The following is a 23,593-nucleotide window of genomic DNA, read 5'->3' as shown; positions in this document are numbered from 1 at the left end:
ACCCCCGTCCCACCGATCAGGCTGGGCCCGCACCACCTGTCTGCCACGCGACTTCGGAGGGAATCGATGAAACTCGGCCTCAACCTCGGCTACTGGGGTTCGGACCGCGACAACACGCTCGGCCTGGTCGAGCTCGCCGAGGACGTCGGCTTCAGCTGCGTCTGGGCCGGCGAGGCGTACGGATCGGACGGCGTGACGCCGCTGGCGTGGCTGGCGGCGCGGACGAGCCGGATCGACCTCGGCACCGCCGTGCTCGGGATGGCCGGCCGCTCGCCCGCCCTGACCGCGCAGACCGCAGCCACGATGGACCACCTGTCCAACGGCAGGTTCCGCCTCGGTCTTGGGCTCTCCGGCCCGCAGGTCGTCGAGGGCTGGCACGGGACGCCGTACGGCAAGCCGTTGGCCCGCACCCGCGAGTACGTCGACATCGTCCGCCAGGTCCTGCGCCGCGAGGCTCCCCTCGAGCATCACGGCCGGCACTACGACATCCCCTACACCGGCGCCGACGGCACCGGCCTGGGCAAGCCGCTCAAGCTCATCCTGCACCCCGTGCGGACCGATCTGCCGATCTACCTGGCCGCCGTCGGCCCCAAGAACGCCGAGCTGGCCATGGAGGTCGCGGACGGCTGGTTCCCGGTCTTCTTCTCCCCCCGCCGCCACCAGGAGATCATCCCGCAGGGCGTCGAGCTGCGGTCCGGCTTCGACCTCTGCCCGATCCTCGACGTCGTCGTCGGGCCGGACGTCGATGCCTGCCGGGCACAGGTGAAGCCCATGGTCGCGCTGTACGTCGGCGGGATGGGCGCACGCGGCAAGAACTTCTACAACGACATCGCCTGCCGCTACGGGTACGAGGACGCCGCGCGGAAGATCCAGGACCTCTACCTCTCCGGCGACAAGGAAGCCGCGATCGCGGCTGTGCCCGACGAGCTGGTCGACGAGGTCGCCCTGTGCGGTCCGCCGGCACGCATCAAGGAGCTGGTCGAGGACTGGACGGCCGCACCCATCACCTCGATGTCGATCATGACCAAGCAGCCGGAGGCGATCCGACTGATGGCCGACCTCCTCACCTAGGAGCACCCGTGAGATTCGGATTCAACGACGAGCAGGCCGCACTCCAGGAGGCGCTGCGGCGCTTCCTGGAGGAGACGGCGGGGCGCGAGCGGGCCCGCGAGACGCTCGACGCCGGGCTCGAGTACGACGCCGCGACCTGGCGCCGCGCGGCCGACGAGCTCGAGCTGGCCGGGATCGCCGTACCGGAGGGCCTGGGTGGCTCGGGCGGCGGCACCGTCGAGCTTGCCCTCGTCCTGGAGGAGCACGGCCGGACGCTGGCGCCGTCGCCGTACCTGGCGACCGCGGGGCTGGCGGCGCCGATGCTGCTCGCCGCGGGCGGCCCGGTGGCCGAGCAGCACCTCACCGACATCGCCGGCGGCACGGTCGTCGCCACGGCCACGCTCCCGGTCGGCGCGGGATCGCCGGCACGGCCGGACGTCCGCGCCGACGCGCAGTCCCGCCTCATCGGAACGTGCGCGGCCGTGCTCAACGGGTCGTCGGCCGACCTGCTCGTCGTCCCGGCCGAGACCGCCGACGGGCGCGGGCTGTTCGTTGTCGAGGCCGACGCCCTCACCCGGGCGCCGTACGACGCCGCGTACGCCTACGACCGGACGTCGGGCCTGAGCCCGATCACCTTCGACGCGACGCCCGCGCGGCGCATCGACCAGCCGGGCGAGCCGGACGTCGACGACGGCTTCGCGCGGGCCGCCGTCTCCATCGCGGCCGTCCAGCTCGGCGGCGCGAGCGCCTGCCTCGATGCAGCGGTGGCGTATGCGCGCACCCGCAGCCAGTTCGGGCGCCCGATCGGCTCGTTCCAGGCCATCAAGCACCGCTGCGCCGACGTGCTGCTGCGCGTGGAGGCGGCCCGCTCGCTCGTCTTCCACGCCGCGTGGCTCGCCGACCAGGGCGCGACCGACGATTTGCTGCTCGTGGCGCCGATGGCCAAGGCCTGGTGCTCGGACACCTACGTCCAGGCCGCCGAGGCTCATCTGCTGATCCACGGAGGGATCGGCTTCACCTGGGAGCACGACGCGCACCTGCACGTCCGGCGCGCTCATTTCCTCTCGCTCCTCCTGGGCAGTGCCGATGACCACCGCGACCTCCTGATGACCCGCCTGCGGGCACCGAAGGCCTAGGAGCAGACATGGATCTCACCGACTCGACCACCGACCTCCGCTACCGCGAGCGAGCGGCCGGCTGGCTCGCCGAGAACGCGCCGCAGCACGAGGAGCCGGACACCGGCCGGCTGACCGTGTTCGGGATGCGCACCCCGGAGGAGTCCGCCCGGCATGTCGCGGCCGCCCTCGCCTGGCAGGCACGCAAGCACGCCGACGGCTGGGCCGGAATCGGCATCCCCGAGAGCCATGGCGGCTCCGGCGGCACGGTGCCGGAGTCCCTCCTCTTCACCGAGGAGGAGTCGCGCTACCGGGTGCCGCTGGACGCGGAGTCCGTCACCCAGGGCATGGTCGTGCCCACGCTCGCGCAGTGGGCCACCCCCGACCAGCGTGATCGCTACCTGGCGCCGCTGCTGCGCGGCGAGCAGCTCTCCTGCCAGCTCTTCTCGGAGCCCGAGGCCGGGTCAGACCTGGCCGCGGTCCGTACCGCCGCCAAGCAGACCGCCGACGGTTGGCGGATCAACGGCCAGAAGATCTGGACGTCGTACGCGCAGTACGCCAGCTTCGGCTATCTCCTGGCGCGCACCGGGGAGGGCCCGCGCCACCACGGCCTCACCGCCTTCCTCATCGACCTGGAGCAGCCGGGGGTGACCGTGCGCCCGATCCGCCAGGCGACGGGGGCCCAGACCTTCAACGAGGTCTTCTTCGATGACGCCGTCGTGGAGCCCGGCGCCGTGCTGGGCGAGCGGGGGCAGGGCTGGCAGGTCGCGCTCAGCACGCTCATGGCCGAGCGCTACAGCCTGGCACCCGAGGAGGTGGGCGCCGACCCGCTCGTTGCGCTCCTCGCGGAGCTCGGCACCTCGGACCCGAGCACACTGCGGCACGCGGCCGACGTCGTCACGATCCAGCACATCCTCACCGTCCTCAAGCTCCGGCTGCGGTCGGCGGCGACGGAGGGACTTCCACCGGGACCCGAGGGCTCGATCACCAAGCTCCTCACCACGACCGGGCAACAGCTGGCCGCCGAGACCGCCCTGGACGCGCTCGGCGCCGACGGCGTCCTGACCAACCGCTGGTCCGAGCTCCTCACGGGCGCTCTCGGCCTGCGGGTCGGTGGCGGCACCGACGAGATCATGCGCAACGTCATCGCCGAGCGGGTCCTGGCGCTGCCCCGCGAACCCCAACGCCCCGAGCCGAGGAACTGACCATGACCACCACCCCCACCCCGCCGTTGCGGGCCGTCGCCATCGTCGGCAGCCTGCGCGCCGAGTCCTACAACCGGATCCTCCTCGACAACGTCATCCGGCTCAGCCCTCCGGGCCTGGAGATCGAGGCGTTCGACCGTCTCGGCGAGATCCCGCTGTTCAACGAGGACGTGGCCCGGGCCGGCGTCCCGGCAGCGGTCGCCGACCTGTCGTCGGCCGTACGCGCTGCCGACGCGCTGATCGTGGTCACGCCCGAGTACAACTTCGGCGTGCCCGGTGTGCTCAAGAACGCCCTCGACTGGATCTCGCTGCCCCCGGGGCGCTCCGGTCTCGAGCACAAGGCGGTCGCCGTCCTCGGCGCCTCCCCGAGCCTGCTCGGCACCGCGCGGGCGCAGTCCCAGCTCCGCCAGTTCTTCGTCTTCACCCAGTCGCACGTCGTGAACCACCCGGAGGTCTTCGTCACGAAGGCGCACACCCGCTTCGACGACGGCGTCCTCAACGACCCCGGTGCCACGAAGCTGATCCACCGCCTCCTCGACAACCTGGTCGACCAGGTGCACCTGCTCCGCGCCCACCGGCAGCCGGAGGCGGCCACCGCAGGCGGGGCAGCTTGACCGGGCCGCTCGACGGCGTACGGGTCCTCGAGATCAAGGGGCTCGGCCCCCTGCCGTTCGCCGGCATGCTGCTGTCGGACCTCGGTGCCGAGGTCGTGCGCGTCGATCGGGTCTCCCCGGCCGCCGAGGCGCTCGTCACCGTCGAGCCGGTACGACGTGGCCGGCGCTCGATCGCCCTCGACCTGAAGCGTCGTGAGGGCATCGACACGTTGCTCCGCCTCTGCACCACCGCCGACGTCCTCATCGAGGGCTTCCGCCCCGGCGTCGCCGAACGACTCGGCTTCGGGCCCGACGTCTGCCAGGCGGTCAACCCGCGTCTCGTCTACGGGCGCATGACCGGGTGGGGGCAGGACGGCCCGTGGGCGGCCGCGGCGGGGCACGACATCAACTACCTGGCGATCTCCGGCGCGCTCCACGGCATCGGCCCCCGCGACCGGCCCACTCCTCCGAGCAACCTGCTCGGAGACATGGCCGGCGGCGGCATGCTGCTGGCTCTCGGGGTGGTCAGCGCCCTCTTCGAGACCCGAGCCTCGGGCAAGGGTCAGGTCGTCGACGCCTCGATCGTCGACGGCGCCGCGCTGCTCACGACGGCGATGCTGGAGCTCGTCCAGAGCGGCGAGTGGCGCGAGGAGCGCGCCGCGAACGTGCTGGACGGCGGCGCCGCCCACTACGACGTCTACGAGACCGCGGACGGGCACTTCGTCAGCGTCGGCGCCCTCGAGCCGCGGTTCCGGGCCGAGCTGTGCGACCTGCTGGACATCGATGCCGCCGTCCGTGATGACCCGGACGCGCTGCGGCGAGCACTCAGCGAACGGTTCCGCAGCCGCAGCCGACAGCACTGGTGCGACCTGCTCGAAGGCACGGACGCCTGCTTCGCGCCGGTCCTCTCGCCCACGGAGGCGACCACCTACGCGCCGAACAGGGCACGTGGGGTCTTCATCGAGGTCGGCGGCACCGTCCAGCCGGCCCCCGCACCGCGCTTCTCGCGCACCGTGCTCGACGTGCCCTTCCCCGGCCACGACGACGGCGCCGACACTCGTCCGGTGCTGTCCGACTGGGGCTTCACCTCAGCAGAGATCGACGCCCTGCTCGACGCGGGGATCACCCATCACCACGACACCGAACCGACGGGAACACCATGACCCTCAGCACCGACGACCGCCTCGCCATCATCGAGACCTGCGCCAAGCTGACCTACTTCATTGACGAGCGGGCCTGGTCCCGACTCGCCGAGATCCTCGCGCCCGAGGTGACGATCGACTACACCGACCTCTTCGGCGGCGAGGCCATGCGGACGCCGCGTGCGGACTACATCCGCAACGCCGAACTGCTCCTCGGCAACCTCGACGCCACCCACCACCACGTCGGCGGACACTTCGTGGTCGAGGAGGACGGCAAGGTGCGCTGCGTCTCGCAGGTGACCGCCACCCACCTCAAGGCCACCCCGACCGGGGACCCGCTGTGGACCGTCGGCGCCCAGTACGAGATGGAGCTCGCACCCGACAACGGCACGTGGCGGATCACCAAGGTCCGCGCGGTCCAGCGCTGGTGCACCGGCAACCGTGAGGTCATGCGTCTCGGGAAGGGCAGCCGGTAGGCGTCGATGATCACCGGACCGCCTCCGCAGTACCCGATCGAGTCGGTCGACAACGCCCTGCGGCTGCTGCTCCTGTTCGCCGACAGGCCGCGGGTCCGCACGACCGAGGTCAGCGCGCACCTCGGCGTCGCCTCGTCGACCGCGCACCGGCTGCTCGCGATGCTCCAGTACCGGGGATTCGTCCGGCAGGACGCTTCGCGCAGCTACGTGGCGGGACCGGCCCTCACGGTCATTGCGAATGCGGTGAGCCGGCACCTGGATGCCCGAGCCCTGGCCCGTCCCGTCCTGGAACGGGTCAGCACCGAGGTCCAGGAGACGGTCACCCTCGGGCGCCTGGAAGGCAACCGGGTCCACTTCCTCGACTCGATCGAGCCCGACCAGGCGGTGCGAGTCGTCTCGCGCGCGGGCAGGGTGCTGCCGGCGCACTGCTCCTCCACCGGCAAGGCGATGCTCAGCAGCCTCTCCACGGCACAGCTCGACGCGCTCTTCCCCGATCACGAGCTCGAGCAGATGACCCCGACGTCGATCGTCGTCTGGGACCAGCTGGTCGCGGAGCTGCGCAAGGTACGCCGCCGCGGGTTCGCGACCAACCACGAGGAGAGCGAGGACGGCGTCGTCTCCGTCGCGGTCACCGTGCCGACCACCACGACCGCGGGACACCACTTCGCGCTCAACGTGGCTGCCCCCGTCCACCGGATGACCACCGCGGCACGCAACCGCTATGTCGGCGTGCTGCAGGAGGCCGTGACCGAGCTCGCCGAGCTGATCGGCTGACTCGGCGCCTCGCCCGCTGACCAGCACGAAGGGTCGGCCCGCTCCCCCGGAGGGAAGCGGGCCGACCCTTCGTCGTGGTGGGCCCACCCACTACATGTACAGCTCCGAGAGCGCCTCGGGGCGCTGTGCCAGGTCGGCAGCACGACCGTCCAGAACGACACGGCCGCGCCGCAGGACGTAGGCCCGATCGGCTGCGCCGAGGGCAGCGCGGGCCTGCTGCTCGACCATCAGCACCGCTGTCCCCTCAGCCGCTGCGTCGGACAGGGCGCGCAACAGGCGGGCGACGACCAGCGGGGCCAGCCCCAGGGAGAGCTCGTCGGCGAGCAGGACCTTCGGCCGACCCGCGAGGATGCGGGCGAGGGCGAGCATCTGCTGCTCCCCTCCGGACAGCAGACCGGCACGGACGTCGATCCGCTGCTCGAGCTCGGGGAAGTAGCCCAGCGCCGCCGACTCGGCGCCGCGTCCGAGTCGCAGGTTCTCGCGCACGGTCAGGTCCATGAAGACGCACCTGGTCTCCGTCAGCAGGCCGAGCCCGGCGCGGGCTCGTCGGTGCAGGGGGCGCCAGACCGTCGTACCGTTGCTCGCCACCTCGCCTCCCATCAGGCGCAGCTGACCGGACAACGCCTTGAGCGTGGTCGTCTTCCCGGCGCCGTTGGCGCCGAGGAGCGCGACCACCTCCCCCGCCCGGACCTCGATGTCGACCTCCGAGATGGCGGGTACGCCGTGGTACCCGGCCGAGATCCCGCGCGCGACCAGACCGTTCGTTGTCATGAGACTCCCTCCGTCGCGACGTCCGCGCCGAGGTACGCGTCGACCACCTCGGGGTGACGTCGCACCTCCTGCGGGCTCCCGATCGTGATCACCTTGCCGAAGTTGAGAGCGAGGACCCTGGTGGACACGGACATGACCAGGTCCACGTCGTGCTCGATGAGGATGACCGCGATCCGCCACTGGGAGGCCAGGTGGCGCACCAGGTGCTTGAGCGCCTCGCGATCGCGGTCGTCGAGACCCGCGGCGGGCTCGTCGAGCAGCAGCACCGACGGGCGCGAGGCGAGCGCTCGGGCGATCGCGAGCAGCCGCCGCTTTCCATAGCTGAGCTCGCTCGGCAGGCGGTCCAACGAGCTCGACAGCCCGAGCTCCTCGACCGCTGCGCGCGCGAAGTCGCTCAGCTCGCCCTTGCGGCGCCCGTGCCGGCCCGGGCTGCGGCCTGCCATGAGGTTCTCGCGAACGCTGAGGTCCTCGAAGAGCTCCAGTGACTGGAACGACCGCAGGATGCCCAGCCGGCTGCGCCGGTGCGGCTCCAGGTCGTGGACGGGGCGTCCGTCGAGGGTGACGCTGCCCGACGCCGGAACGTAGCCCGTCAATGCGTCGATCAGCGTCGTCTTGCCGGCGCCGTTCGGCCCGATGATCCCGAGCACCTCACCACCGCGCAGCTCGAAACCGACGTGGTCGACGGCCACGACGGCGCCGAACCTGACGACGAGGTCGTTCACCGCGAGGGTGGTCAGGTCCGGCAGGTCGGATCCGGACGGCAGCGGAACGAGGTCACCCGGCGGCTGCCCCTCCGCGGACGGCGCCGGCGTCTCGTCGTCGGGAACGACCGACCGGCGCTTGCGACGCCAGCCGCCGGCCAGCCCGTCCGGGTTGGCGACCACCGTGATCAGCGCCAGGATCCCGCCCACCAGCGTGAGCAGGTTGCCGAGGTGTCCGTTCTCGAGGATGCGAGCTCCCACGCCGCTGGGCTCCAGCGTGCTTCCCGCCGCCGCGCCGGACACGAACCCGACACCGCCGACGATGGCCTCCACGACGTAGTTGACCGACTGGAAGGGGTCGAAGGCCGTGAACAGCGCCGTCGGGTACCGGAAGGCACCGAGGACCGCGCCCACCGAGGCCATGGCGGCCGAGACCGCGAAGGCGGTCAGCTTGGTCGACACGACCGAGATCCCCACCGACGCGGCGGCCCGCTCGTTGCCACGGACGGCGATCATCCGCCGTCCCCAGGCCGAGCGTCGGATCACGCACAGCAGCAGGGAAAGTCCCGCGAACAACGCGAGGACGACCAGCGCGTAGCGGCGCGGGTACAGCGTCTCGTCGATGCTCACCCCGAAGGCCGTCGGCAGCCCGACATCGATCCCGGCGTTGCCTCCGGTGAGGCGCGTCGTGCTGAACACCAGCGCATTGAGGGTGACGGCGAGCCCGAGCGTGACGACGGCAAGTGTCGCACCGCGAGCGCGCGCGGCCGGGAGCCCGACGAGCAGCCCGAGGGGTACGGCGGCCAGAACTCCCAGCACAGCCGCCAACAGCCACGGGAGCTGGGCATCGGCCACCAGGCGCGCCGCGACCAGGGCGCCGACGCCACCGATGGAAAGCTGCGCGAGGGACAGCTGTCCGGCGTACCCGATCAGGAGCACCAGCGAGCAGAGGATGACACCGGCGATCATCGTCGTGGTGACCGCCTGCACCCAGTCGACCGGCAGCACCCACTGGATCAGCACGACAGCACCGACCAGCACGGGTACGACGACCACGGGCCGGATCCGCCCGGAGCCCAGCGCGGGCAGCCGGGCCTCCACGAAGTCCCGGGTGGGCAGGCTCCGGCCACGCACCATCAGCACGGTCACGATGATGAGGAAGGGAATCGCGTCGGGCAGGTTCGGGAAGTCCCGCAGCACCGGTCGCTGCGCGTACAGGGCCAGCTCGGCGGTCAGGACGCCGATGCCGAGAGCGCTCACGAACGTCCAGGTGAAGGAGCGGAGCCCGCCGAACAGCGCGGCTGCCAATGCCGGCAGGAGCAGAGTGGTCATCCCGGCCAGGCTGACGCCGATGCTCGGCGCCAGCAGCACGCCCGTCACCGCGGCGAGGAATCCGGCGATCGCCCAGTTGCCGAGGGCGACCAGGTCGGTGGACCAGCCCAGCGCCGACAACGCCTCGCCGTTCTCGGCGACCGCCGATGTCGCGAGACCGAAACGCGTGCGGCGGTAGAGGACGGACAGGCCGACGGCCAGGACCAGCGCGATCGCCACGGTGATGAGGACGTCGACCGTGATGGTCGCGCCGAAGATGGTGACCTGGTCCTGCGGCAGGTAGGTCGCGACGATCAGGGGCTGGGTGCCGAACTTCAACGCGCAGGCGGCCTGGAGCACGACGAGCACGCACAGGGTCGCGATCGCCTTGGTCAGCGTGCTCGCCGCCCGCAGCGGGCGCATCACGAGCAGCTGGATGACGACGCCCAGCACAGCGCCCAGGGCGAGGGAGATCGCGATGGCGGGCACGATCGGCATTCCGCTGGTGCGCAGGTACGACAGGGCATAGCCCGCACTCACCGCGATCGCACCGTTGGCGAAGTTGATCGCCCCCGACACGCGGTGCACGACGACCAGGCTGAGCGCGGACAGGGCGTAGAGCCCACCGCTCGCGAGGCCGAGCAGGACGAACTGGAAGAACAAAGACATACGACTTCTCCTTGGCCGGCAGCCGACGACGAGAGGTCCGTGGGCGAGGCGGCGCCCCGCCCACGGACCGTGTCACTCGACGACGATCGGCTCGCCCTCGACCTTGAGCGCGGAACCGTCCCACGCGTAGACGATCGAGACATTGGCGTGCACCTGCGGGTGGTCCTCGATCGGCGCCTTGCCGCCGAAGTCGATCGGGCCCGTGTAGGGCAGCGTCGACTGGTAGGAGCTCATCGCCTCCAGCACCGAGGACGCCGTCACCTCGTCGAGGTCCTTGGCCACGTCGGCGAACATCAGGGTGGTCACGTAGGAGTTGAGCGACAGGGCGTCGATCGCGGCCTCCTGACCACTCTTCTTCATCGCCTTCATGTCGGAGACGAACTGCTCGAGAGCCTCGTCCTGCTCGGCGCCGGCACCCGAGCCCGGCAGGTAGAACGGACCGGTCGCGCGCAGCTGGCCGGCAGGGAAGTCGATCGGCTGGAGCAGCGAGTCGAGCACGGCTGACGTCGAGACGGCGAGCGGGATGTCGATCCCCGCCTTCTTCACGGCCAGCAGGATCCCGGCGAGCGCCTGCGGTCCGGCACCGAGCTGCAGGCAGTCGGCGCCGTTCGCCGTGGCAGCACCGACCGCGGCGCTGAAGTCGGTGGTGTTGGTGGCGAACTTGAACACGCCGACGTCCTTGGTGCCGGAGTCGCGGTAGCCGGAGGTCATCTGCGCGATGGTGTCGTCCACGCCCGGCTGGTCGACGACCAGGATCGACGGCTTGGTGCACCCTTCCCGGCTGAGCAGCTTGGCGCCCGCGACATAGGTCACCGCACCGGACACGATCGGGAACGAGACCGGGCTGAGGTGGGTCTCGGGCAGCTGGTCGACGGATCCGATGTAGGGGATCTTGGCTGCCTCGAGCGTCGGGATGAACCGGTTGTCGTAGGTCGAGAGTCCGCCGACGACGGCGACGACCTTCTCGGACGCTGCCTTGCGGCCGCACTCGGCCGCCTTGTTCGGGTTGCCCTGGTCGTCGCAGACGACCAGCTCGACCTTCCTGCCGTCGATGCCTCCGTCGTCGTTGATGCGCTTCACGGCGGCGCCGGCACCGGTCACCATCTCGGGGAGCGCGTAGACGGGTCCCGAGATCGCGCCCTCGATCATGATCGTGATGGTGTCCGAGTCCGCGCCGCCGGCATCCGACGAGCAGGCGGCCAGGGACGCCACGGTCAGCGACAGTGCCGCGCCGAGAGCGGCCGCCCGCCCCCGCGAGCGGACGATCCGGCGGACGGACCGCCGGTCGTGAGTGATCTGGTTTCGCATGATTCTCCTGATCCGTCCCGGCGCGACTGCGCCGATTGCTGGTTCAGGAGAGGATCACCGCCGCCCGGCGGCCGCGCTCGGCCCATCACAGGGCATTCTTATGAGCAGAATCACATTCCGGCCTCCGGGAAGCCATGGCCACTGCCAGCTCGCCGAAGTCGGCCGCGATCGCCTCCACGTCGTCCACTCCGGGCCGGTACCAGTCGGCGACCGCCACCGACATCGTCACGATGGCGATCGCGGCGTGGTCCGCCGCGGGATCGTCCTCCGCGACCCCGCGGGCCGTCGCAACGCTCGCCCGGACCCGCTCGTAGACCCGTGCGCGCTCACCCCAGAGCCGCGCCCGTGCGGGCGGCTCGAGCGCTCGCAGCTCGCTCGCCGCCAGGCGGGCCCACGCCTTGCGATCGGCGTGGAACCGGATCAGGCACTCCGTCACGGCCCGGACCTGCGCCAGCGCGTCGGGCGACTCCGCGGCCGCCGCCGTACAGCGTGCCTCGAGCTCGGCCATCGCGCGTTCGAGCAACCAGGTCAGCAGATCATGCTTGCTCGCTGCGTGGTGGTAGAGGCCCGCGACCGAGATGCCGACCCGCTCCGCGATCATGCGCATCGAGGTGCCGTGGTAGCCGAGCTCGGAGAACAGCTCGAGCGCGGCCTGGTAGACCCGCGGGACCGCGATCGGTTCGTACACGCGCCAGTCGTCGAAAGAGGCGTCCTCCTCGGGAGGCAGTGCGATGCCGAGGCGGTCGCACAGCGCCCTCAGGCGCGCAGGACGCAGCTGGGTCTTCCCGGTCTCGAAGTCGCTGAGGGCCGACGCACTCATCCCGATCTCGGCCGCCAGGCGACGCAGCGCGATCCCCTGCGCCGTCCGGTGCGCCCGTACCAGCGCGCCGTCCGGCTCGGTCGACGCGTGTTCATCCCGGTGCGTGCTGGAGGCGGCCATGTCCCACCCTCTCCGGTCGCGCTGTTCACCGCGGACCAGAAGTGTTCGGTTTCGAGAGAACGATCGTACGTCCTTGTCGAACGAACATATCCCTCCTAGCGTCGACGGCACATACCGCCGCACCCGGATCGAGAGGCCGACGATGACTGCAGCAGACCTGACCAACGACGAGTTCGAGCTCGGCGGGGTGTGTCACCTCGCCCTCGTGTGCTCGGACATGGAGCGCACGGTCGACTTCTACACGAACGTCCTCGGCATGAAGCTGGCCAAGACCGTGGAGATGCCCATGGGCCAGCACTTCTTCTTCCACATGGGCGCCGACCAGTACCTGGCGTTCTTCTGGTTCAAGGACGCCCCCGACCGGGCCCCGGGCATCGCCTCCCCGGCTGAGCTCCCGGGCATCGGCGACATCGCCACGGCCCACGCGAGCATGAACCACGTCTCGTTCAAGGTGCCCCTCGACAAGTTCGAGCAGTACAAGGCCGACCTCGAGGCGAAGGGTGTCACCACGGGCCCGGTGCTCGACCACGACGAGAGCAAGTACGGCGTGGCCCGGGACTTCCACGACGGTGTCTACGTCCGCTCGTTCTACTTCTTCGACCCGGACGGCGTCCTGCTCGAGTTCGCCGCCTGGACCCGTGAGTTGCGGGCCGATGACGTCGCCCACCTGCCGGTCGACAGCGACGGCGTGCCTGCCGACGCCGCCAAGTACCCCCAGGTCCGTCGGGGCGCGCGGGCCTGACCCGGCCGACCGTCCCGCACCACCAGGTTCGAGAGGAGAACCGGGCATGACCGCACAGCCGAGCTCCGTCGCCTATCCGATCGAGTCCGTCGACAACGCGCTTCGGCTGATCCGGCTCCTCGAGGAGCGCGGTGCGGTCGGCGTCACCGAGGCCGCCCGCGAGCTGCGCGTCGCACCCTCGACGGCCCATCGGCTGCTGGCGATGCTCGTCTTCCGCGGCTTCGCCACGCGCAACGCGCGGCGGGCGTACGAAGCGACGGCGATCGGTCCCACGCAGGGTTCACGGCCCCTGCCGGCACCTGCCCTCCCCCTCGATCCGATCCTGGCGAACCTGGCCGGACGGTTGGACGAGACCGCGCACTTCGTCGTCGTCCGGGGCACCGCGGCCCATTTCATGGCGGGCGCGGAGCGCACCCTGCCCGGACGCGTGACGTCGCGAGTCGGGATGACGATGCCGGCCCACGCCACGGCGGTCGGGAAGGCGGTGCTCAGCACCCTCACCTCGTCCGAGCTCGACGCCCTCTACCCGCGCGACCTCCCGGACTCCTACGGACCGGCGCCGCGCAGCCTCGACGCGCTCAAGAAGCAGCTCGCCTCCGTACGCAGGGCCGGCTACGCCGTGAGCATGGAGGAGACCGAGCGCGACGTGGTCGCGGTCGGCGTCGCCGTCCGGGACTCGGTCGGCGAGGTGCACGGCGCGTTCGGCGTGGCCATGGCGCGTGCCCGATGCCCCCACAGCCGCATCCCCGAAGTGGCGCGGGAGGTCCGCAGCGCCGCGGACGCCGCTCGCGCCGTCATCGACCGTGCCGTACGTCGCGGCGCGTAGGAGGAGTACCGAACATGGCACACGCCGTTCTCGTCGACGTCGTCCGGCTCGCATCCGGCCGAGGCAAGCCCGGAGGCGCACTCTCAACAGTGCACCCCGTCTCGCTGCTGGTCAGCGGCCTCGAGCAGATCGTTCGACGCAACGACCTGGATCCCGGTGTCGTCGACGACGTCATCGCGGGCTGCGTGCAGCAGGTGGGCGAGCAGTCGATGAACCTGGCGCGCAGTGCCGTGCTCGGGGCCGGATTCCCGGAGTCGGTGCCGGCCACGACGCTCAACCGCCAGTGCGGCTCGAGCCAGCAGGCGGTGCACTTCGCGGCACAGGCCGTGATGGCCGGCGTCCAGGACATCGTGATCGCCTGCGGCGTCGAGTCGATGAGCCGGGTCCCCATGAACGCGGCCACCCTGGGCCAGGACTTCGAGGGCCCCGAGATGGCCAGCCGCTACCCGGACGGCCTCGTCAACCAGGGAGTCTCGGCCGAGCTCGTGGCGGCCCGCTGGAACCTGGATCGCGACGACCTCGATGCCTTCGCCGCAGAGTCGCACCGCCGTGCCTCGGCAGCGATCGATGCCGGATCGTTCGACCGCGAGATCGTGCCGCTCGTCGTGCCGGGCACGGACGGCGGACCGTCGACGACCCATCTCGTCGACGAGACTGTGCGTCCCTCGACGAGCCGCGAGGGCCTCGCCGGCCTGCGGGCGTCCTTCCGGACCGACGAGCTGGCTGCGCGCTTCCCCGACCTGCAGTGGAACATCACGCCCGGCAACTCCTCGCCCCTGACCGACGGGGCTTCAGCGGCCCTGATCATGAGCGAGGCAGCCGCTCTGCGCCTCGGTGTCACGCCACGGGCGCGGTTCGTGTCGTTCGCCGTCACCGGTGACGACCCCCTCCTCATGCTGACCGCCCCGATCCCCGCGACGCGACAGGCGCTGGCACGCGCCGGGCTGAGCCTGAGCGCGATCGACGCCTACGAGGTCAATGAGGCCTTCGCCCCGGTACCGCTGGCGTGGGCCCGCGAGCTCGACGCCGATCCGGCCCGGCTCAATCCTCGGGGCGGCGCGATCGCTCTCGGCCACGCCCTCGGCTCGTCGGGCACGCGCATGCTCGGGACGCTGCTCACCCACCTCGAGGCGACGGGCGGCCGATACGGGCTCCAGACCATGTGTGAGGCGGCGGGAATGGCGAACGCCACCATCATCGAGCGCCTGTAGGCAGAGCCGGGCACACCACCCGATGCGGCGTCAGAGGAAGAACCCGGCGACGTCCGCTGCGACCGCCTTCAGCTCGTCAGCGATCTCCGCGCGGGTCTCGTCGGTCATTCGCGCTTTCGGAGTCGACACGTTGACGGCGTAGCGCGCCCCGTCGTACTCACCCAGCGGGACCGAGACGGAAGCCACGCCCTCCTCGCTCTCCCCGTTGCTGACGGCGAATCCGTCCTGTCGGGCGCGGGCGAGCTGGCGCAGCAACGTCGAGCGCTTGGTGATCGACTTCGGGGTCATCCCGACGAGCTCCTCGTCGGGATAGAGGGATTCGAGTGCGGCGTCGTCGAGCGTGGAGAGCAGGGCCTTGCCGGACGACGTGCAGTGCGCCGGCATTGTCACTCCCAGGCGCGAACCCACGCGCACCGCCCGCGGACTCTCGACCGCGTCGATGAAGGACACGACCCTGCCCTGCAGGCGGCTCAGATGGACGGTCTCACCGAGACCGGCGGAGAGCCGCTCGAGATAGGGATGCACCCGCGCACGGACGTCGACCTGCCGGAGCACCGAGAACGCGATGGTCGTCATCGCCGGGCCCGGCTCGTAGGCGCGCGAGTCGGTGGACTGCCGCGCGAACCCGCGGTAGAGCAGCATCGCCATCAGGCGGTGGGCGGTCGAGGACGCGACGCCGAGGTACTCACTGACGTCGGTCAGCCGAATGCTGCGCCGCTCACCGAGGAGCAGGAGGATCTTGAGCGCGTTGTCGACGGACTCGATCGGGTACTGCGGTCGCGGCGCATCGCTGCCGTTGGTCACCCGCGCACTGTAACGACCGCGCACCGCATGGTCACGGAAGGAGGCTGCGTTCGGTGAGACGGGCGAGCTCGTGACGCCACGCCGTGTCCAGGTTGAGGCCGCCGCCGAGGTCGGGCAGGTCGGCGAGGTCCTCGTCGGGAATGGCCCGGGGCGTGCCCCCGGCCGCAGCGACCGCCCGCGCCAGGCCCGCGATGGTCGCGACCGACGACGCCCGCAGCACCGCCTCCGCAACCGTCGCCCCGGTCGAGGTCAGGCCGTGCCCGCGCATCACCACGACCGGACGGTCACCCAGGGCTCCCGCGACCGCGTCGCCGAGCTCGGGCGTAGAGATCAGCGAGGACCGCGGGAAGACGGGGATCCCGCCGGCAGCGAGCACGGCGCCCGGGATGTCGTAGGCGCCCACCAGCGGCACGAACGGCAGCCCTGCCAGGTCGGCGACGACGACATCGACGGGGTGTGCGTGCACGACGCTGGTCACGTCGAGGCGTCGCTTCAGCACCGCGATGTGCAACGGCAGCTCGGCGGGAACGGCATAGCCGTCCAGCTCGCCCGGGCCGCCGGCGCTTCCGTCGAACCGCACGAGTCGGACGTCGTCGGCCTCCGTGTGCGCGAGGCCCCGCTCCCGCGGCCCACGGCACCGGACCAGCACCAGGTCGTCGTCGACGCGGACGCTGATGTGGCCGAGGAAGCCGGGCGCGAGGTTCCGCGCGGCCAGCACACGACACCCGTCTGCGATGTCCTGGCGCAGTGAGTCGAGGCTCATGCGGCACCGCCGTGCCGCAGCGCCTTGCGCACCCGCAGCGACTCGCGCGGCCAGTTCACGGTGACGGCACCGGTCGTCGTACCGGAGGCGTCGCGCCAGGTCGCGGCGAGCCGGTACGGCGCGTCCTCCTCGACGATGTCCGGCTCGGCCTCCGGGTCGAGGTGCCCGACGATCTGGATGTTCCAGTCGTGCTGGTCGCTCCAGACGTAGGGCACCGCCGTGTTGGCGACGGTCTGGTCCGGATGGACGATGTTGTGAGCGACGCAGTCGGCCTGCTCGACGGCATTGGTCCAGTGCTCGACGCGCGCGCCGTTCCAGCGGGCCGCGTCGCCGACTGCGTGGATCCCGTCGACGCCGACCACGGCACCGCGCTCGTCGCAGACGACGCCGTCGTCGAGAGGCAGGCCGGAATCGCCGAGCCAGTCGAGGCTGACCTCGGACCCGATGCCCGCGATCACAGCGTCAACAGGGAGCGAAGTGCCGTCGGAGAGGTCGACCAGGTAGCCGTCCCCGTCCTCGACGATGGTCGTGGCTGTCACCCCGAACCGGACGTCGACACCGTGGCGCTCATGCAGCTCGACGAAGCGCCGACCGACCTCCTCGCCGACGATCCTGCGCATCGGCACGACCGCCGGATCGACGAGCACGACCTCGACGCCGCTGGCGCGCGCCATCGACGCGACCTCGGCGCCGATGAACCCGGCACCGATGACCAGGATCCGGATGGCTCGGTCGATCGCGTCCCGCACGCCGCGGGCGTCCTCGAGGGTGCGCAGCACGTGGATCCCCGCGACGTCGTACGACGGCCGGCGGGGGGTCAGGCCGGTGGCGATGACCAGGTGGTCGTAGTCGACGAAGGTGTCGTCCGTGAGCCACACCCGACGCGGGGCGACGTCCAGTCGTTCGGCGCGGAACCCGAGACGCAGCTCGATGCCCAGCTCGTCTGCCTGGTCCGGAGTCAGCAGGCGGACGCAGCCGCGCTCGCCGGCCTCTCCCTTCGACAGCGGCGGCTTGTCGTAGGGCAGCTCCGTCTCGGCCTCGAGGATCGTGATCGACCCACCGTGGCCTGCGTCGCGCAGCGCCCGCGCGGCGCGGACCCCCGCAACGGAACCGCCGACGATGACGACGCGGTCACCGTGCCTCACTCGTCCTCCACGGAGAGGGCGGAGACCGGGCAGCTGCGGGCGGCGGCCTCGATCCGGGCCCGGTCGGACTCGTCGATGCGGTCCATCAGCAGGACCACGATCCCGTCGTCGTCGAGGTCGTAGGCGTCATCGGCAGCGACGACGCAGTTCGCGTACCCCTGGCAGGCGGCCAGGTCGGCCTTGAGGACAGCCATCTCAGTTCAACTCCTTGATTCTCAGACCTTGATCCCCATGCCACCGTCCGTGTGCACGGTGCGGCCGGAGATCCCTCGCGCTCGGTCGGAGGCGAGAAAGACGTAGCTCCCGGCGTGGTCGGCACCGCTGAGTGCCACCTGGAGCGGAGTGCGTGCCGCGAGCGCGGCGGCGCGATCGGGACCGTCCAGCCGGTTCTCGGTCAGCCCGAGCGCGGACAGTCCCTTGAGGTCGGTGTTCAGCGTGCCGCCGGGTGCGACGCCGTTGACCCGCACGTCCGGGGCCAGCTCGTGCCCCAGCGCGGTGACCAGCCCGCGGACGGCGAACTTGGAGGCGACGTACAGCACGCCGCCCCGGCCGGGGTAGTACGCCGACGTCGACTCGGTGAGGATGACGTTCCCACCCGAGCCGCGCAGCGCCGGCGTCGCCGCCTTCACCGAGTGCAGGAGCGACTTCACATTGACGGCGAACATCTCGTCGAAGGCCCCGTCGAGCTCGTCGGCCCCGAGGTCGCCGAGCGGACGGTAGAAGTCGAAGATGCCGACGGTGCTGACCAGCACGTCGAGCCCGCCGTACGCATCGACGGTCGCGGCCACGGCCGCGTCGTTGGCCCCGCGGGTGGCGGCGTCCCCCTGCAGTACGACGACCTCGGGCCGTTCCTCTCGCAGCTGCGCACACTTCACGTCGTCGAGCTCGAGCGCCGCGACCTGCGCGCCCTCCCCGAGATAGGCGTCAACGACGGCGCGGCCGATGCCGGAACCGGCGCCGATGACGAGGGCGCGCTTGCCCTCCAACCAGCCGCTCATCACTCCGCCTCGGGGACGAGCGGGCCGAACGGCTGGCCGACCATCGCCGTGAAGGTCGCGGCGTTCTGCCAGGTCAGCGCTTCGAGTTCGAGCGGGTCGAGGGTGATCCACTGGCCCGAGCGCGGCGCCTCGATCATGAGGCGGGCGCCGTTGCGTCCGTGCACCTTGAGCACCCGGACCTCGGAGAACTCGTTGCCGAGCACGAGAGCCGGGCCCTCCTGGGTAGCGAGGAAGGCATCCCGGTCGGCGGCCGCGCGACGGGCGGCCTCGGCGTCCTCCTGCTCCCCCTCCCACGCGAGGCTCACAGGAAGATCGCCAGGTTCTGGGTGCGCAGCACCGACTCGTCGACGGCGATGTGGCGCCTGGCCAGGAGCCACGATCCGTCGACCTGACGCAGCAGGTCGGTCCGGCCGGCGGAGATGAGTGACGGCTCGTTGACGTCGCCCCGGCTGCGGAACAGCAGCACGGCGGACTCGACGACCAGCTCGTCGGCCGACTCCGTCGCGAAGGTGCGCACGTTGGAGAGGTGGTGCCGGATCCGGGACGGCGGGTCCTCGGTCCAGGCGTGCTCGGTGGCGAACCGGGCGACCCGTCGGCTCAACGAGTACTTGTCCTCGTCGAAGTGCGCCATCCGACGGGCGGTGTCGTAGCCGGCTCCCAGCGCGGTCGTGACTCGGATCGGCATGTAGTAGTGGATGTCCTCGGCCAGCAGGTCGAGCCACTCCTCGTAGCTCTGGCGGTCCAGGACGTAGGCCTCCTCCACCAGCCAGCGGTGCGCCATCTGGTGGCGCGGGTCGGCGAAGTCGAGGCTCGCCCCCACAGGCTGGGTCGCGGCAGCCTGACGCCCGAGGGGTGAGTCGTCGGAGCGGATCGGGATGTAGGTGCTCATCGCGCGACCTCCGACGCGGGCGTGCCGACCTCGATCGAACCGAACTGTGCCGGCGGCATCTCGAGGTGGTCGGCCCACAGGTCGAGGAGGTGACGCTGGTTGTACTCGCCGTACCCGACGTGCGCGACCCCCGGGCCTGCGAACTCGTCGGGGCCGAGCGGCTGCACCACCGGACTGTCGTCGTGGAGCAGGCCCATCCGGCCGTTCAGCAGGAGGCGACGAGCCATCGTGCCGCCCGCGGTGTTGGTCAGCGAGACCCAGTTCTCGACGTCGTCCTGCTCGAACATGCCGCTGGTGCCGAAGCACATCAGGTAGGCCTTGTAGGACAGCGCCTTGAACTCCTCCGGCGCCTCCTTGTCGACCACGAACCAGGAGAGCACCTCGGTCTCGTTCTCGCTGATCGGCTGCCACTGACGCAGCGAGATGAACGGCAGCACCTCGTCGGAGTCGGCGACCTTCGGCCAGTTGTGGACCAGGCTGAGGTTCGGGAACACGGACGCAGCCGAGATCATGAAGCCGTCGCGCCCGATGACGTCGAGCTGCTCGGCCGACCAGCTGGCCTTCATCCGCTCGATCATCTCGTCCGGGTAGCCGACGTAGCGCAGTCGCTCCTCGAGCGTGCCGGGCGGCAGCTTGTACGTCGTACCGCCGCCACGACCGGCCCAGTAGGTGTTGCCGTCCTTGCGCTTCTCCGCCTTCGGCTCGCGGAAGAGCCCGATCTCCACGACGCTCGTGTGGGTCTGCGGCGTGTGGTACATGTCGCCGGCGAAGTTCTCCGCGCCGATCTTCCAGTTGGCCTTCACCCGCCACCGCTGGGGGCCGAGCACCTCGACACCGGACGGGCTCTGCTTCGTGTAGTAGTCGAGGTAGAAGGCGAAGTCGCCGAGGAACTCACGCAGCGGCATGGCCTCCGGGTCGAGTGAGACGAAGATCAGCCCGTTGTACGACTCGACCGACGGCGCAGGCAGCAGGCGCTGGCCCTTGCGAGTGAAGCCCTCCTCGCCGCCGAACGCCTCCTTGTGGAACGGGAGGCCGGCCAGCTTGCCGTCGTTGCGGTACGACCAGCCGTGGTAGGGGCAGCGGAAGTGCGAAGCGTTGCCCTGCTCGGCCCGGCACACCTGCATGCCGCGGTGCAGGCACATGTTGAACATCGCGTTGACCTGACCCCCGTGGTCACGCGACACGATGAACGAGTTATCCAGTACCCGGCGCACGACGTAGTCGCCGACCTCGGGGATCTCGGACTCGTGCGCGACGAACTGCCAGGCCCGGCTGAACAGCCGATCGCACTCAGCAGCAAAGACGCCCTCGTCGTTGTAGATGTGCGCCGGCAGCATGCCGCGCCTCACGTTCGCCAGCAGCTCCTGGTCCACACCCATCGCCAGTCCCTTCGTTTCGATTCTCTGCTTTACAGAGATTGATTCTGTAGAACAGAGACCGTCCTGTCAATGGCGGACGTACCGCTGCCGGCCGTCCGGGTCACTACGCTCGTCGCCATGCGCCGGCCGCCCACCCTCGAGTCGCTGCGTGGGCGGATCGGGTTCAGGTCACTCCAGGTGCGCTGGGCGCTCACGAGCCGTTGGCGACGAGCACGCGGTCATCACGGCGCGTTCGAGCAGGGCGAGATCAGCGCGCGGGCAGCACGACTGACGGATCTGTGGCAGCGCACGTGGCCCAAGGCCGAGCCCCTCGGCCACGTGCTTCGAGTCGAGTACGCCGACCGATGGGTCCGATTCCACAGCCTCCCGGAGTCGAAGCGGTACGCCGAGAACCCGGCCGAGTACGCCGAGATCCTCCGACGGCATCGCACGGTCCTCAACGAGCTTCGCGGCTCCGACCGCGTTGGTGCCTTGCGCGTGATCGCTGCGGATTGGGGTTGGCAGGACCTGTCTGCCGGCTGGTCGAAGCGCCACGTGCCTGACGCCTGGCCTTGGCGCCGTGGCCCGACAGACGAAGATCCCGACACCGGCCACAACTACTTCTGGGCGGCGACCGGACTGTCGGAATCCGAGATCGACGCGCTCCTCCTTGCGGCAGCCGACGATCGAGGCCACTTCGTGATCGGCGCGTCCAATCTCGAGTGGCTCTACTGCCCGTACGACGGAGGTACCGACGTTCTACTTCCGCATGCGGTCGAGCGCGACGCCCTCAAGGCCCGTCATGCCGATTGGCTGTCGCCATACCCCGGCGGTCTCTGACCGCCCGACCACTGACCTGCTGGAGGAGTGCCGTCTTGGCGCCGGCGTCAGGCCCGACGGGCGCGAGACATCAGGGCGACGCGGTCCGGGCGACAGCGATCGCGATCCGAATCTCGATCGCGATTCCCGCCACGCATCTGCCTCACGATGCCCACGCAGGCCGCTGACCTGGACAAGCGTGTCAAACTCCTGACCTGCGCAAACCGCCCAGATCAGTAGTACCAGGGGTACGGCGACCAGTCCGGCTCCCGCTTCTCCAGGAACTGGTCCCGCCCCTCCTGCGCCTCGTCGGTCATGTACGCCAGCCGGGTGGTCTCGCCGGCGAACAACTGCTGGCCGACCAGGCCGTCGTCGAGCAGGTTGAAGGAGTACTTGAGCATCCGCTGGGCGGTGGGACTCTTGCCGTTGATCAGGCGGCCCCACTCGAGGGCAGTGGCCTCGAGCTCGGCGTGGGGAACGGCGCGATTGGCGGCGCCCATCCGGACGGCGTCGTCGGCGGAGTACTCCTGGCCGAGGAAGAAGATCTCGCGGGCGAACTTCTGGCCCACCTGGCGGGCGAGGTACGCCGAGCCGTAGCCGCCGTCGAAGGAGCCCACGTCGGCGTCGGTCTGCTTGAAGCGGGCGTGCTCGGTGGAGGCGAGGGCGAGGTCGCAGGTGACGAAGAGGCTGTGGCCGCCGCCGGCCGCCCAGCCGGGGACGACGCAGATGACGACCTTGGGCATGAAGCGGATCAGGCGCTGGCACTCGAGGATGTGCAGGCGCGCGAGGCGGGCCTTGTCGATCGGGCTGGGCTCCTCGGCACCGGTGTCCGCGGCACCGGCCGAGACGTCCTCGTACTGGTAGCCCGCGCGACCGCGGATCCGCTGGTCGCCGCCGGTGCAGAAGGCCCACTTGCCGTTCTTCGCGCTGGGGCCGTTGCCGGTCAGCAGGACGCAGCCGACGTCGCCGGACTGGCGCGCGTGCTCGAGCGTGCGCAGCAGCTCGTCGACCGTGTGCGGGCGGAAGGCATTGAGGACGTCGGGGCGGTCGAACGCGATCCGGACCGTGCCGTGCGCCTTCGCGCGGTGGTAGGTCAGGTCGGTCAGGTCCTCGAAGCCGGGGACGACATCCCACTGGCTCGCGTCGAACGTCTCGCTCACGCCCTCGATCGCACTCATGGCACCTGAACCTAGGGCATGACGAGGTTCGGGCTTGACCTTGCCCCTGGGGGCAAGGTCTACGGTCGGTGCGTGCTCATCAAGGACCTCGCCGAACGCGCCGGCGTGAGCGTGAAGGCGGTGCGCTACTACGAGTCGCGCGGCCTGATCACGCCGGAGCGGGCGGCCAACGGCTACCGGGAGTACGACGACGCGGACGTGCTCGTCGTACGCGAGATCCGCGCCCTGCTCTCGCTGGGCCTCACCGCCGACGAGACGGTGCCGTTCGTCGAGTGCCTGCGGGCGGGCAACGAGCGGGCCGACGTGTGCCCGTCGTCGCTGGACGCCTACCGGCTGCGGATCGCCGAGATCGACCAGCGGATCGAGGAGCTGAGCAAGCTGCGCGGCGAGCTGTCCGGGCTGTTGAGCGACGCCGAGAACTACCCGACCACCACGAACCACGAGGAGACATCATGACCCTGCAGGAGATCACCGACGCCGACTTCGAGCACGAGGTGCTCGCGTCCGACCAGCCCGTGCTGGTCGAGTTCTGGGCGCAGTGGTGCGGCCCGTGCCACCAGGTCGCGCCGGTCCTCGCGAAGATCGCCGACGAGCGCGAGGGCGCGCTGCGGGTGGTGAAGGTCAACAGCGACGAGAACCCCGTGATCTCGGCCCGCTACCGCGTGATGGGACTGCCGACGATGCTGGTCTTCCGCGACGGCGTACCCGTCCACGAGCTGCGCGGCGCGCGCCCGAAGGCCGCCCTGGACCGGGAGATCGACCACGCCCTCGCCGGCTGAGCGGAATAGCCGGGCGCACGGTGCCC

General features: G+C 70.7%; 26 protein-coding genes. 13 read left to right on the top strand and 13 right to left on the bottom strand.

What is annotated here, in order from left to right:
* Positions 1-66: 66 nt before the first annotated feature.
* The 7 genes from ACZYRU_RS01825 to ACZYRU_RS01795 are packed head-to-tail and all read left to right on the top strand — an operon-like array spanning position 67 to position 6,355.
* Positions 67-1,071 (top strand): LLM class F420-dependent oxidoreductase, encoded by a 1,005-nt coding sequence (locus tag ACZYRU_RS01825; RefSeq protein ID WP_488955367.1) that lies wholly within the window; start codon positions 67-69, stop codon positions 1,069-1,071.
* A gap of 8 nt (positions 1,072-1,079) precedes the next feature.
* Complete coding sequence (locus tag ACZYRU_RS01820; protein ID WP_488955366.1) at positions 1,080-2,186, top strand: acyl-CoA dehydrogenase family protein; 1,107 nt, start codon at positions 1,080-1,082, stop codon at positions 2,184-2,186.
* Positions 2,187-2,194: 8 nt separating this feature from the next.
* Positions 2,195-3,370 carry an acyl-CoA dehydrogenase family protein gene (locus tag ACZYRU_RS01815; protein ID WP_488955365.1) on the top strand — a complete coding sequence of 392 codons (1,176 nt, stop codon included), beginning with the start codon at positions 2,195-2,197 and terminating at the stop codon, positions 3,368-3,370.
* 2 nt (positions 3,371-3,372) lie between these two features.
* Positions 3,373-3,984: an NADPH-dependent FMN reductase gene (locus ACZYRU_RS01810; RefSeq protein ID WP_488955364.1), complete on the top strand. Its 612-nt coding sequence runs from the start codon at positions 3,373-3,375 to the stop codon at positions 3,982-3,984.
* On the top strand, positions 3,981-5,126 hold the full coding sequence (locus tag ACZYRU_RS01805; protein ID WP_488955363.1) for a CaiB/BaiF CoA transferase family protein: 1,146 nt from the start codon (positions 3,981-3,983) through the stop codon (positions 5,124-5,126). The genes ACZYRU_RS01810 and ACZYRU_RS01805 overlap by 4 nt, the downstream gene beginning before the upstream one ends.
* The gene (locus ACZYRU_RS01800) at positions 5,123-5,581 is read left to right on the top strand and encodes a nuclear transport factor 2 family protein (protein ID WP_488955362.1); all 459 of its coding nucleotides are present in this window, start codon (positions 5,123-5,125) and stop codon (positions 5,579-5,581) included. The genes ACZYRU_RS01805 and ACZYRU_RS01800 overlap by 4 nt, the downstream gene beginning before the upstream one ends.
* 6 nt (positions 5,582-5,587) lie before the next feature.
* A complete protein-coding gene (locus tag ACZYRU_RS01795; protein ID WP_488955361.1) occupies positions 5,588-6,355 on the top strand; it encodes an IclR family transcriptional regulator in 768 nt (255 codons plus the stop codon).
* 90 nt (positions 6,356-6,445) lie between these two features.
* Here the strand turns inward: ACZYRU_RS01795 and ACZYRU_RS01790 are convergent, their stop codons facing one another.
* The 4 genes from ACZYRU_RS01790 to ACZYRU_RS01775 all read right to left on the bottom strand — a co-directional run bounded on the left by ACZYRU_RS01790 (position 6,446) and on the right by ACZYRU_RS01775 (position 12,055).
* Entirely contained in the window at positions 6,446-7,126 is a 681-nt protein-coding gene (locus tag ACZYRU_RS01790; protein ID WP_488955360.1) for an ABC transporter ATP-binding protein, read from the bottom strand.
* A complete protein-coding gene (locus tag ACZYRU_RS01785; protein ID WP_488955359.1) occupies positions 7,123-9,807 on the bottom strand; it encodes an ABC transporter permease subunit in 2,685 nt (894 codons plus the stop codon). The genes ACZYRU_RS01790 and ACZYRU_RS01785 overlap by 4 nt, the downstream gene beginning before the upstream one ends.
* A 72-nt stretch (positions 9,808-9,879) precedes the next feature.
* Positions 9,880-11,115, bottom strand: a complete 1,236-nt coding sequence (locus tag ACZYRU_RS01780; RefSeq protein WP_488955358.1) for an ABC transporter substrate-binding protein — start codon at positions 11,113-11,115, stop codon at positions 9,880-9,882.
* Positions 11,116-11,200: 85 nt separating this feature from the next.
* Complete coding sequence (locus ACZYRU_RS01775) at positions 11,201-12,055, bottom strand: TetR family transcriptional regulator (protein WP_488955357.1); 855 nt, start codon at positions 12,053-12,055, stop codon at positions 11,201-11,203.
* Positions 12,056-12,197: 142 nt separating this feature from the next.
* Between ACZYRU_RS01775 and ACZYRU_RS01770 the strand changes: the two genes are divergently transcribed.
* Genes ACZYRU_RS01770 through ACZYRU_RS01760 form a run of 3 tightly spaced genes read left to right on the top strand, consistent with a single transcriptional unit; the run spans position 12,198 to position 14,834 of the window.
* Positions 12,198-12,797: a VOC family protein gene (locus tag ACZYRU_RS01770; protein WP_488955356.1), complete on the top strand. Its 600-nt coding sequence runs from the start codon at positions 12,198-12,200 to the stop codon at positions 12,795-12,797.
* Between the two features lie 46 nt (positions 12,798-12,843).
* On the top strand, positions 12,844-13,623 hold the full coding sequence (locus tag ACZYRU_RS01765; protein ID WP_488955355.1) for an IclR family transcriptional regulator: 780 nt from the start codon (positions 12,844-12,846) through the stop codon (positions 13,621-13,623).
* A gap of 14 nt (positions 13,624-13,637) precedes the next feature.
* Positions 13,638-14,834 carry a thiolase family protein gene (locus tag ACZYRU_RS01760; RefSeq protein ID WP_488955354.1) on the top strand — a complete coding sequence of 399 codons (1,197 nt, stop codon included), beginning with the start codon at positions 13,638-13,640 and terminating at the stop codon, positions 14,832-14,834.
* Between the two features lie 30 nt (positions 14,835-14,864).
* On the opposite strand, the gene ACZYRU_RS01755 is transcribed toward ACZYRU_RS01760, so the two are convergent.
* The 8 genes from ACZYRU_RS01755 to ACZYRU_RS01720 are packed head-to-tail and all read right to left on the bottom strand — an operon-like array spanning position 14,865 to position 20,812.
* Positions 14,865-15,638 (bottom strand): IclR family transcriptional regulator, encoded by a 774-nt coding sequence (locus ACZYRU_RS01755; RefSeq protein WP_488955353.1) that lies wholly within the window; start codon positions 15,636-15,638, stop codon positions 14,865-14,867.
* A gap of 31 nt (positions 15,639-15,669) precedes the next feature.
* Positions 15,670-16,401 carry a 3,4-dihydroxyphthalate decarboxylase gene (phtC, locus tag ACZYRU_RS01750; RefSeq protein ID WP_488955352.1) on the bottom strand — a complete coding sequence of 244 codons (732 nt, stop codon included), beginning with the start codon at positions 16,399-16,401 and terminating at the stop codon, positions 15,670-15,672.
* A complete protein-coding gene (locus tag ACZYRU_RS01745) occupies positions 16,398-17,546 on the bottom strand; it encodes an NAD(P)/FAD-dependent oxidoreductase (RefSeq protein ID WP_488955351.1) in 1,149 nt (382 codons plus the stop codon). The genes phtC and ACZYRU_RS01745 overlap by 4 nt, the downstream gene beginning before the upstream one ends.
* Positions 17,543-17,740: a ferredoxin gene (locus tag ACZYRU_RS01740; protein ID WP_488955350.1), complete on the bottom strand. Its 198-nt coding sequence runs from the start codon at positions 17,738-17,740 to the stop codon at positions 17,543-17,545. Before ACZYRU_RS01740 ends, ACZYRU_RS01745 begins: the two co-directional genes overlap by 4 nt.
* Before the next feature lie 21 nt (positions 17,741-17,761).
* Positions 17,762-18,544: a 3-(cis-5,6-dihydroxycyclohexa-1,3-dien-1-yl)propanoate dehydrogenase gene (gene hcaB, locus ACZYRU_RS01735; protein WP_488955349.1), complete on the bottom strand. Its 783-nt coding sequence runs from the start codon at positions 18,542-18,544 to the stop codon at positions 17,762-17,764.
* Entirely contained in the window at positions 18,544-18,849 is a 306-nt protein-coding gene (locus ACZYRU_RS01730; RefSeq protein WP_488955348.1) for a hypothetical protein, read from the bottom strand. The genes hcaB and ACZYRU_RS01730 overlap by 1 nt, the downstream gene beginning before the upstream one ends.
* Positions 18,846-19,433 (bottom strand): 3-phenylpropionate/cinnamic acid dioxygenase subunit beta, encoded by a 588-nt coding sequence (locus tag ACZYRU_RS01725; RefSeq protein WP_488955347.1) that lies wholly within the window; start codon positions 19,431-19,433, stop codon positions 18,846-18,848. The genes ACZYRU_RS01730 and ACZYRU_RS01725 overlap by 4 nt, the downstream gene beginning before the upstream one ends.
* Positions 19,430-20,812, bottom strand: a complete 1,383-nt coding sequence (locus ACZYRU_RS01720) for an aromatic ring-hydroxylating oxygenase subunit alpha (protein WP_488955346.1) — start codon at positions 20,810-20,812, stop codon at positions 19,430-19,432. Before ACZYRU_RS01720 ends, ACZYRU_RS01725 begins: the two co-directional genes overlap by 4 nt.
* Positions 20,813-20,881: 69 nt before the next feature.
* Here ACZYRU_RS01720 and ACZYRU_RS01715 point away from each other — a divergent pair, with 69 nt between their 5' ends.
* Positions 20,882-21,631, top strand: coding sequence for a DUF3885 domain-containing protein (locus tag ACZYRU_RS01715; RefSeq protein ID WP_488955345.1), 750 nt, complete (start codon positions 20,882-20,884; stop codon positions 21,629-21,631).
* A 212-nt stretch (positions 21,632-21,843) separates the two neighbouring features.
* Here the strand turns inward: ACZYRU_RS01715 and ACZYRU_RS01710 are convergent, their stop codons facing one another.
* On the bottom strand, positions 21,844-22,788 hold the full coding sequence (locus ACZYRU_RS01710) for a 1,4-dihydroxy-2-naphthoyl-CoA synthase (RefSeq protein WP_488955344.1): 945 nt from the start codon (positions 22,786-22,788) through the stop codon (positions 21,844-21,846).
* 72 nt (positions 22,789-22,860) lie between these two features.
* Here ACZYRU_RS01710 and ACZYRU_RS01705 point away from each other — a divergent pair, with 72 nt between their 5' ends.
* Complete coding sequence (locus ACZYRU_RS01705) at positions 22,861-23,244, top strand: MerR family transcriptional regulator (RefSeq protein WP_488955343.1); 384 nt, start codon at positions 22,861-22,863, stop codon at positions 23,242-23,244.
* On the top strand, positions 23,241-23,567 hold the full coding sequence (gene trxA, locus ACZYRU_RS01700; protein WP_488955342.1) for a thioredoxin: 327 nt from the start codon (positions 23,241-23,243) through the stop codon (positions 23,565-23,567). The genes ACZYRU_RS01705 and trxA overlap by 4 nt, the downstream gene beginning before the upstream one ends.
* Positions 23,568-23,593 lie beyond the last annotated feature (26 nt).

Source organism: Nocardioides sp. F233, from assembly GCF_057813895.1.
This window is presented reverse-complemented; position numbering and strand designations above follow the sequence as displayed.

Coding starts and splice junctions, on each gene's coding strand:
- ACZYRU_RS01810 (WP_488955364.1), top strand. CDS start 3,373: ATGACCACCACCCCCACCCCGCCGTTGCGGGCCGTCGCCATCGTCGGC.
- hcaB (WP_488955349.1), bottom strand. CDS start 18,544: ATGAGCGGCTGGTTGGAGGGCAAGCGCGCCCTCGTCATCGGCGCCGGT.
- ACZYRU_RS01720 (WP_488955346.1), bottom strand. CDS start 20,812: ATGGGTGTGGACCAGGAGCTGCTGGCGAACGTGAGGCGCGGCATGCTG.
- ACZYRU_RS01785 (WP_488955359.1), bottom strand. CDS start 9,807: ATGTCTTTGTTCTTCCAGTTCGTCCTGCTCGGCCTCGCGAGCGGTGGG.
- ACZYRU_RS01780 (WP_488955358.1), bottom strand. CDS start 11,115: ATGCGAAACCAGATCACTCACGACCGGCGGTCCGTCCGCCGGATCGTC.
- ACZYRU_RS01740 (WP_488955350.1), bottom strand. CDS start 17,740: ATGGCTGTCCTCAAGGCCGACCTGGCCGCCTGCCAGGGGTACGCGAAC.
- ACZYRU_RS01765 (WP_488955355.1), top strand. CDS start 12,844: ATGACCGCACAGCCGAGCTCCGTCGCCTATCCGATCGAGTCCGTCGAC.
- ACZYRU_RS01825 (WP_488955367.1), top strand. CDS start 67: ATGAAACTCGGCCTCAACCTCGGCTACTGGGGTTCGGACCGCGACAAC.
- ACZYRU_RS01770 (WP_488955356.1), top strand. CDS start 12,198: ATGACTGCAGCAGACCTGACCAACGACGAGTTCGAGCTCGGCGGGGTG.
- ACZYRU_RS01795 (WP_488955361.1), top strand. CDS start 5,588: ATGATCACCGGACCGCCTCCGCAGTACCCGATCGAGTCGGTCGACAAC.
- ACZYRU_RS01710 (WP_488955344.1), bottom strand. CDS start 22,788: ATGAGTGCGATCGAGGGCGTGAGCGAGACGTTCGACGCGAGCCAGTGG.
- ACZYRU_RS01815 (WP_488955365.1), top strand. CDS start 2,195: ATGGATCTCACCGACTCGACCACCGACCTCCGCTACCGCGAGCGAGCG.
- ACZYRU_RS01715 (WP_488955345.1), top strand. CDS start 20,882: ATGGCGGACGTACCGCTGCCGGCCGTCCGGGTCACTACGCTCGTCGCC.
- ACZYRU_RS01775 (WP_488955357.1), bottom strand. CDS start 12,055: ATGGCCGCCTCCAGCACGCACCGGGATGAACACGCGTCGACCGAGCCG.
- ACZYRU_RS01760 (WP_488955354.1), top strand. CDS start 13,638: ATGGCACACGCCGTTCTCGTCGACGTCGTCCGGCTCGCATCCGGCCGA.
- phtC (WP_488955352.1), bottom strand. CDS start 16,401: ATGAGCCTCGACTCACTGCGCCAGGACATCGCAGACGGGTGTCGTGTG.
- ACZYRU_RS01725 (WP_488955347.1), bottom strand. CDS start 19,433: ATGAGCACCTACATCCCGATCCGCTCCGACGACTCACCCCTCGGGCGT.
- trxA (WP_488955342.1), top strand. CDS start 23,241: ATGACCCTGCAGGAGATCACCGACGCCGACTTCGAGCACGAGGTGCTC.
- ACZYRU_RS01790 (WP_488955360.1), bottom strand. CDS start 7,126: ATGACAACGAACGGTCTGGTCGCGCGCGGGATCTCGGCCGGGTACCAC.
- ACZYRU_RS01800 (WP_488955362.1), top strand. CDS start 5,123: ATGACCCTCAGCACCGACGACCGCCTCGCCATCATCGAGACCTGCGCC.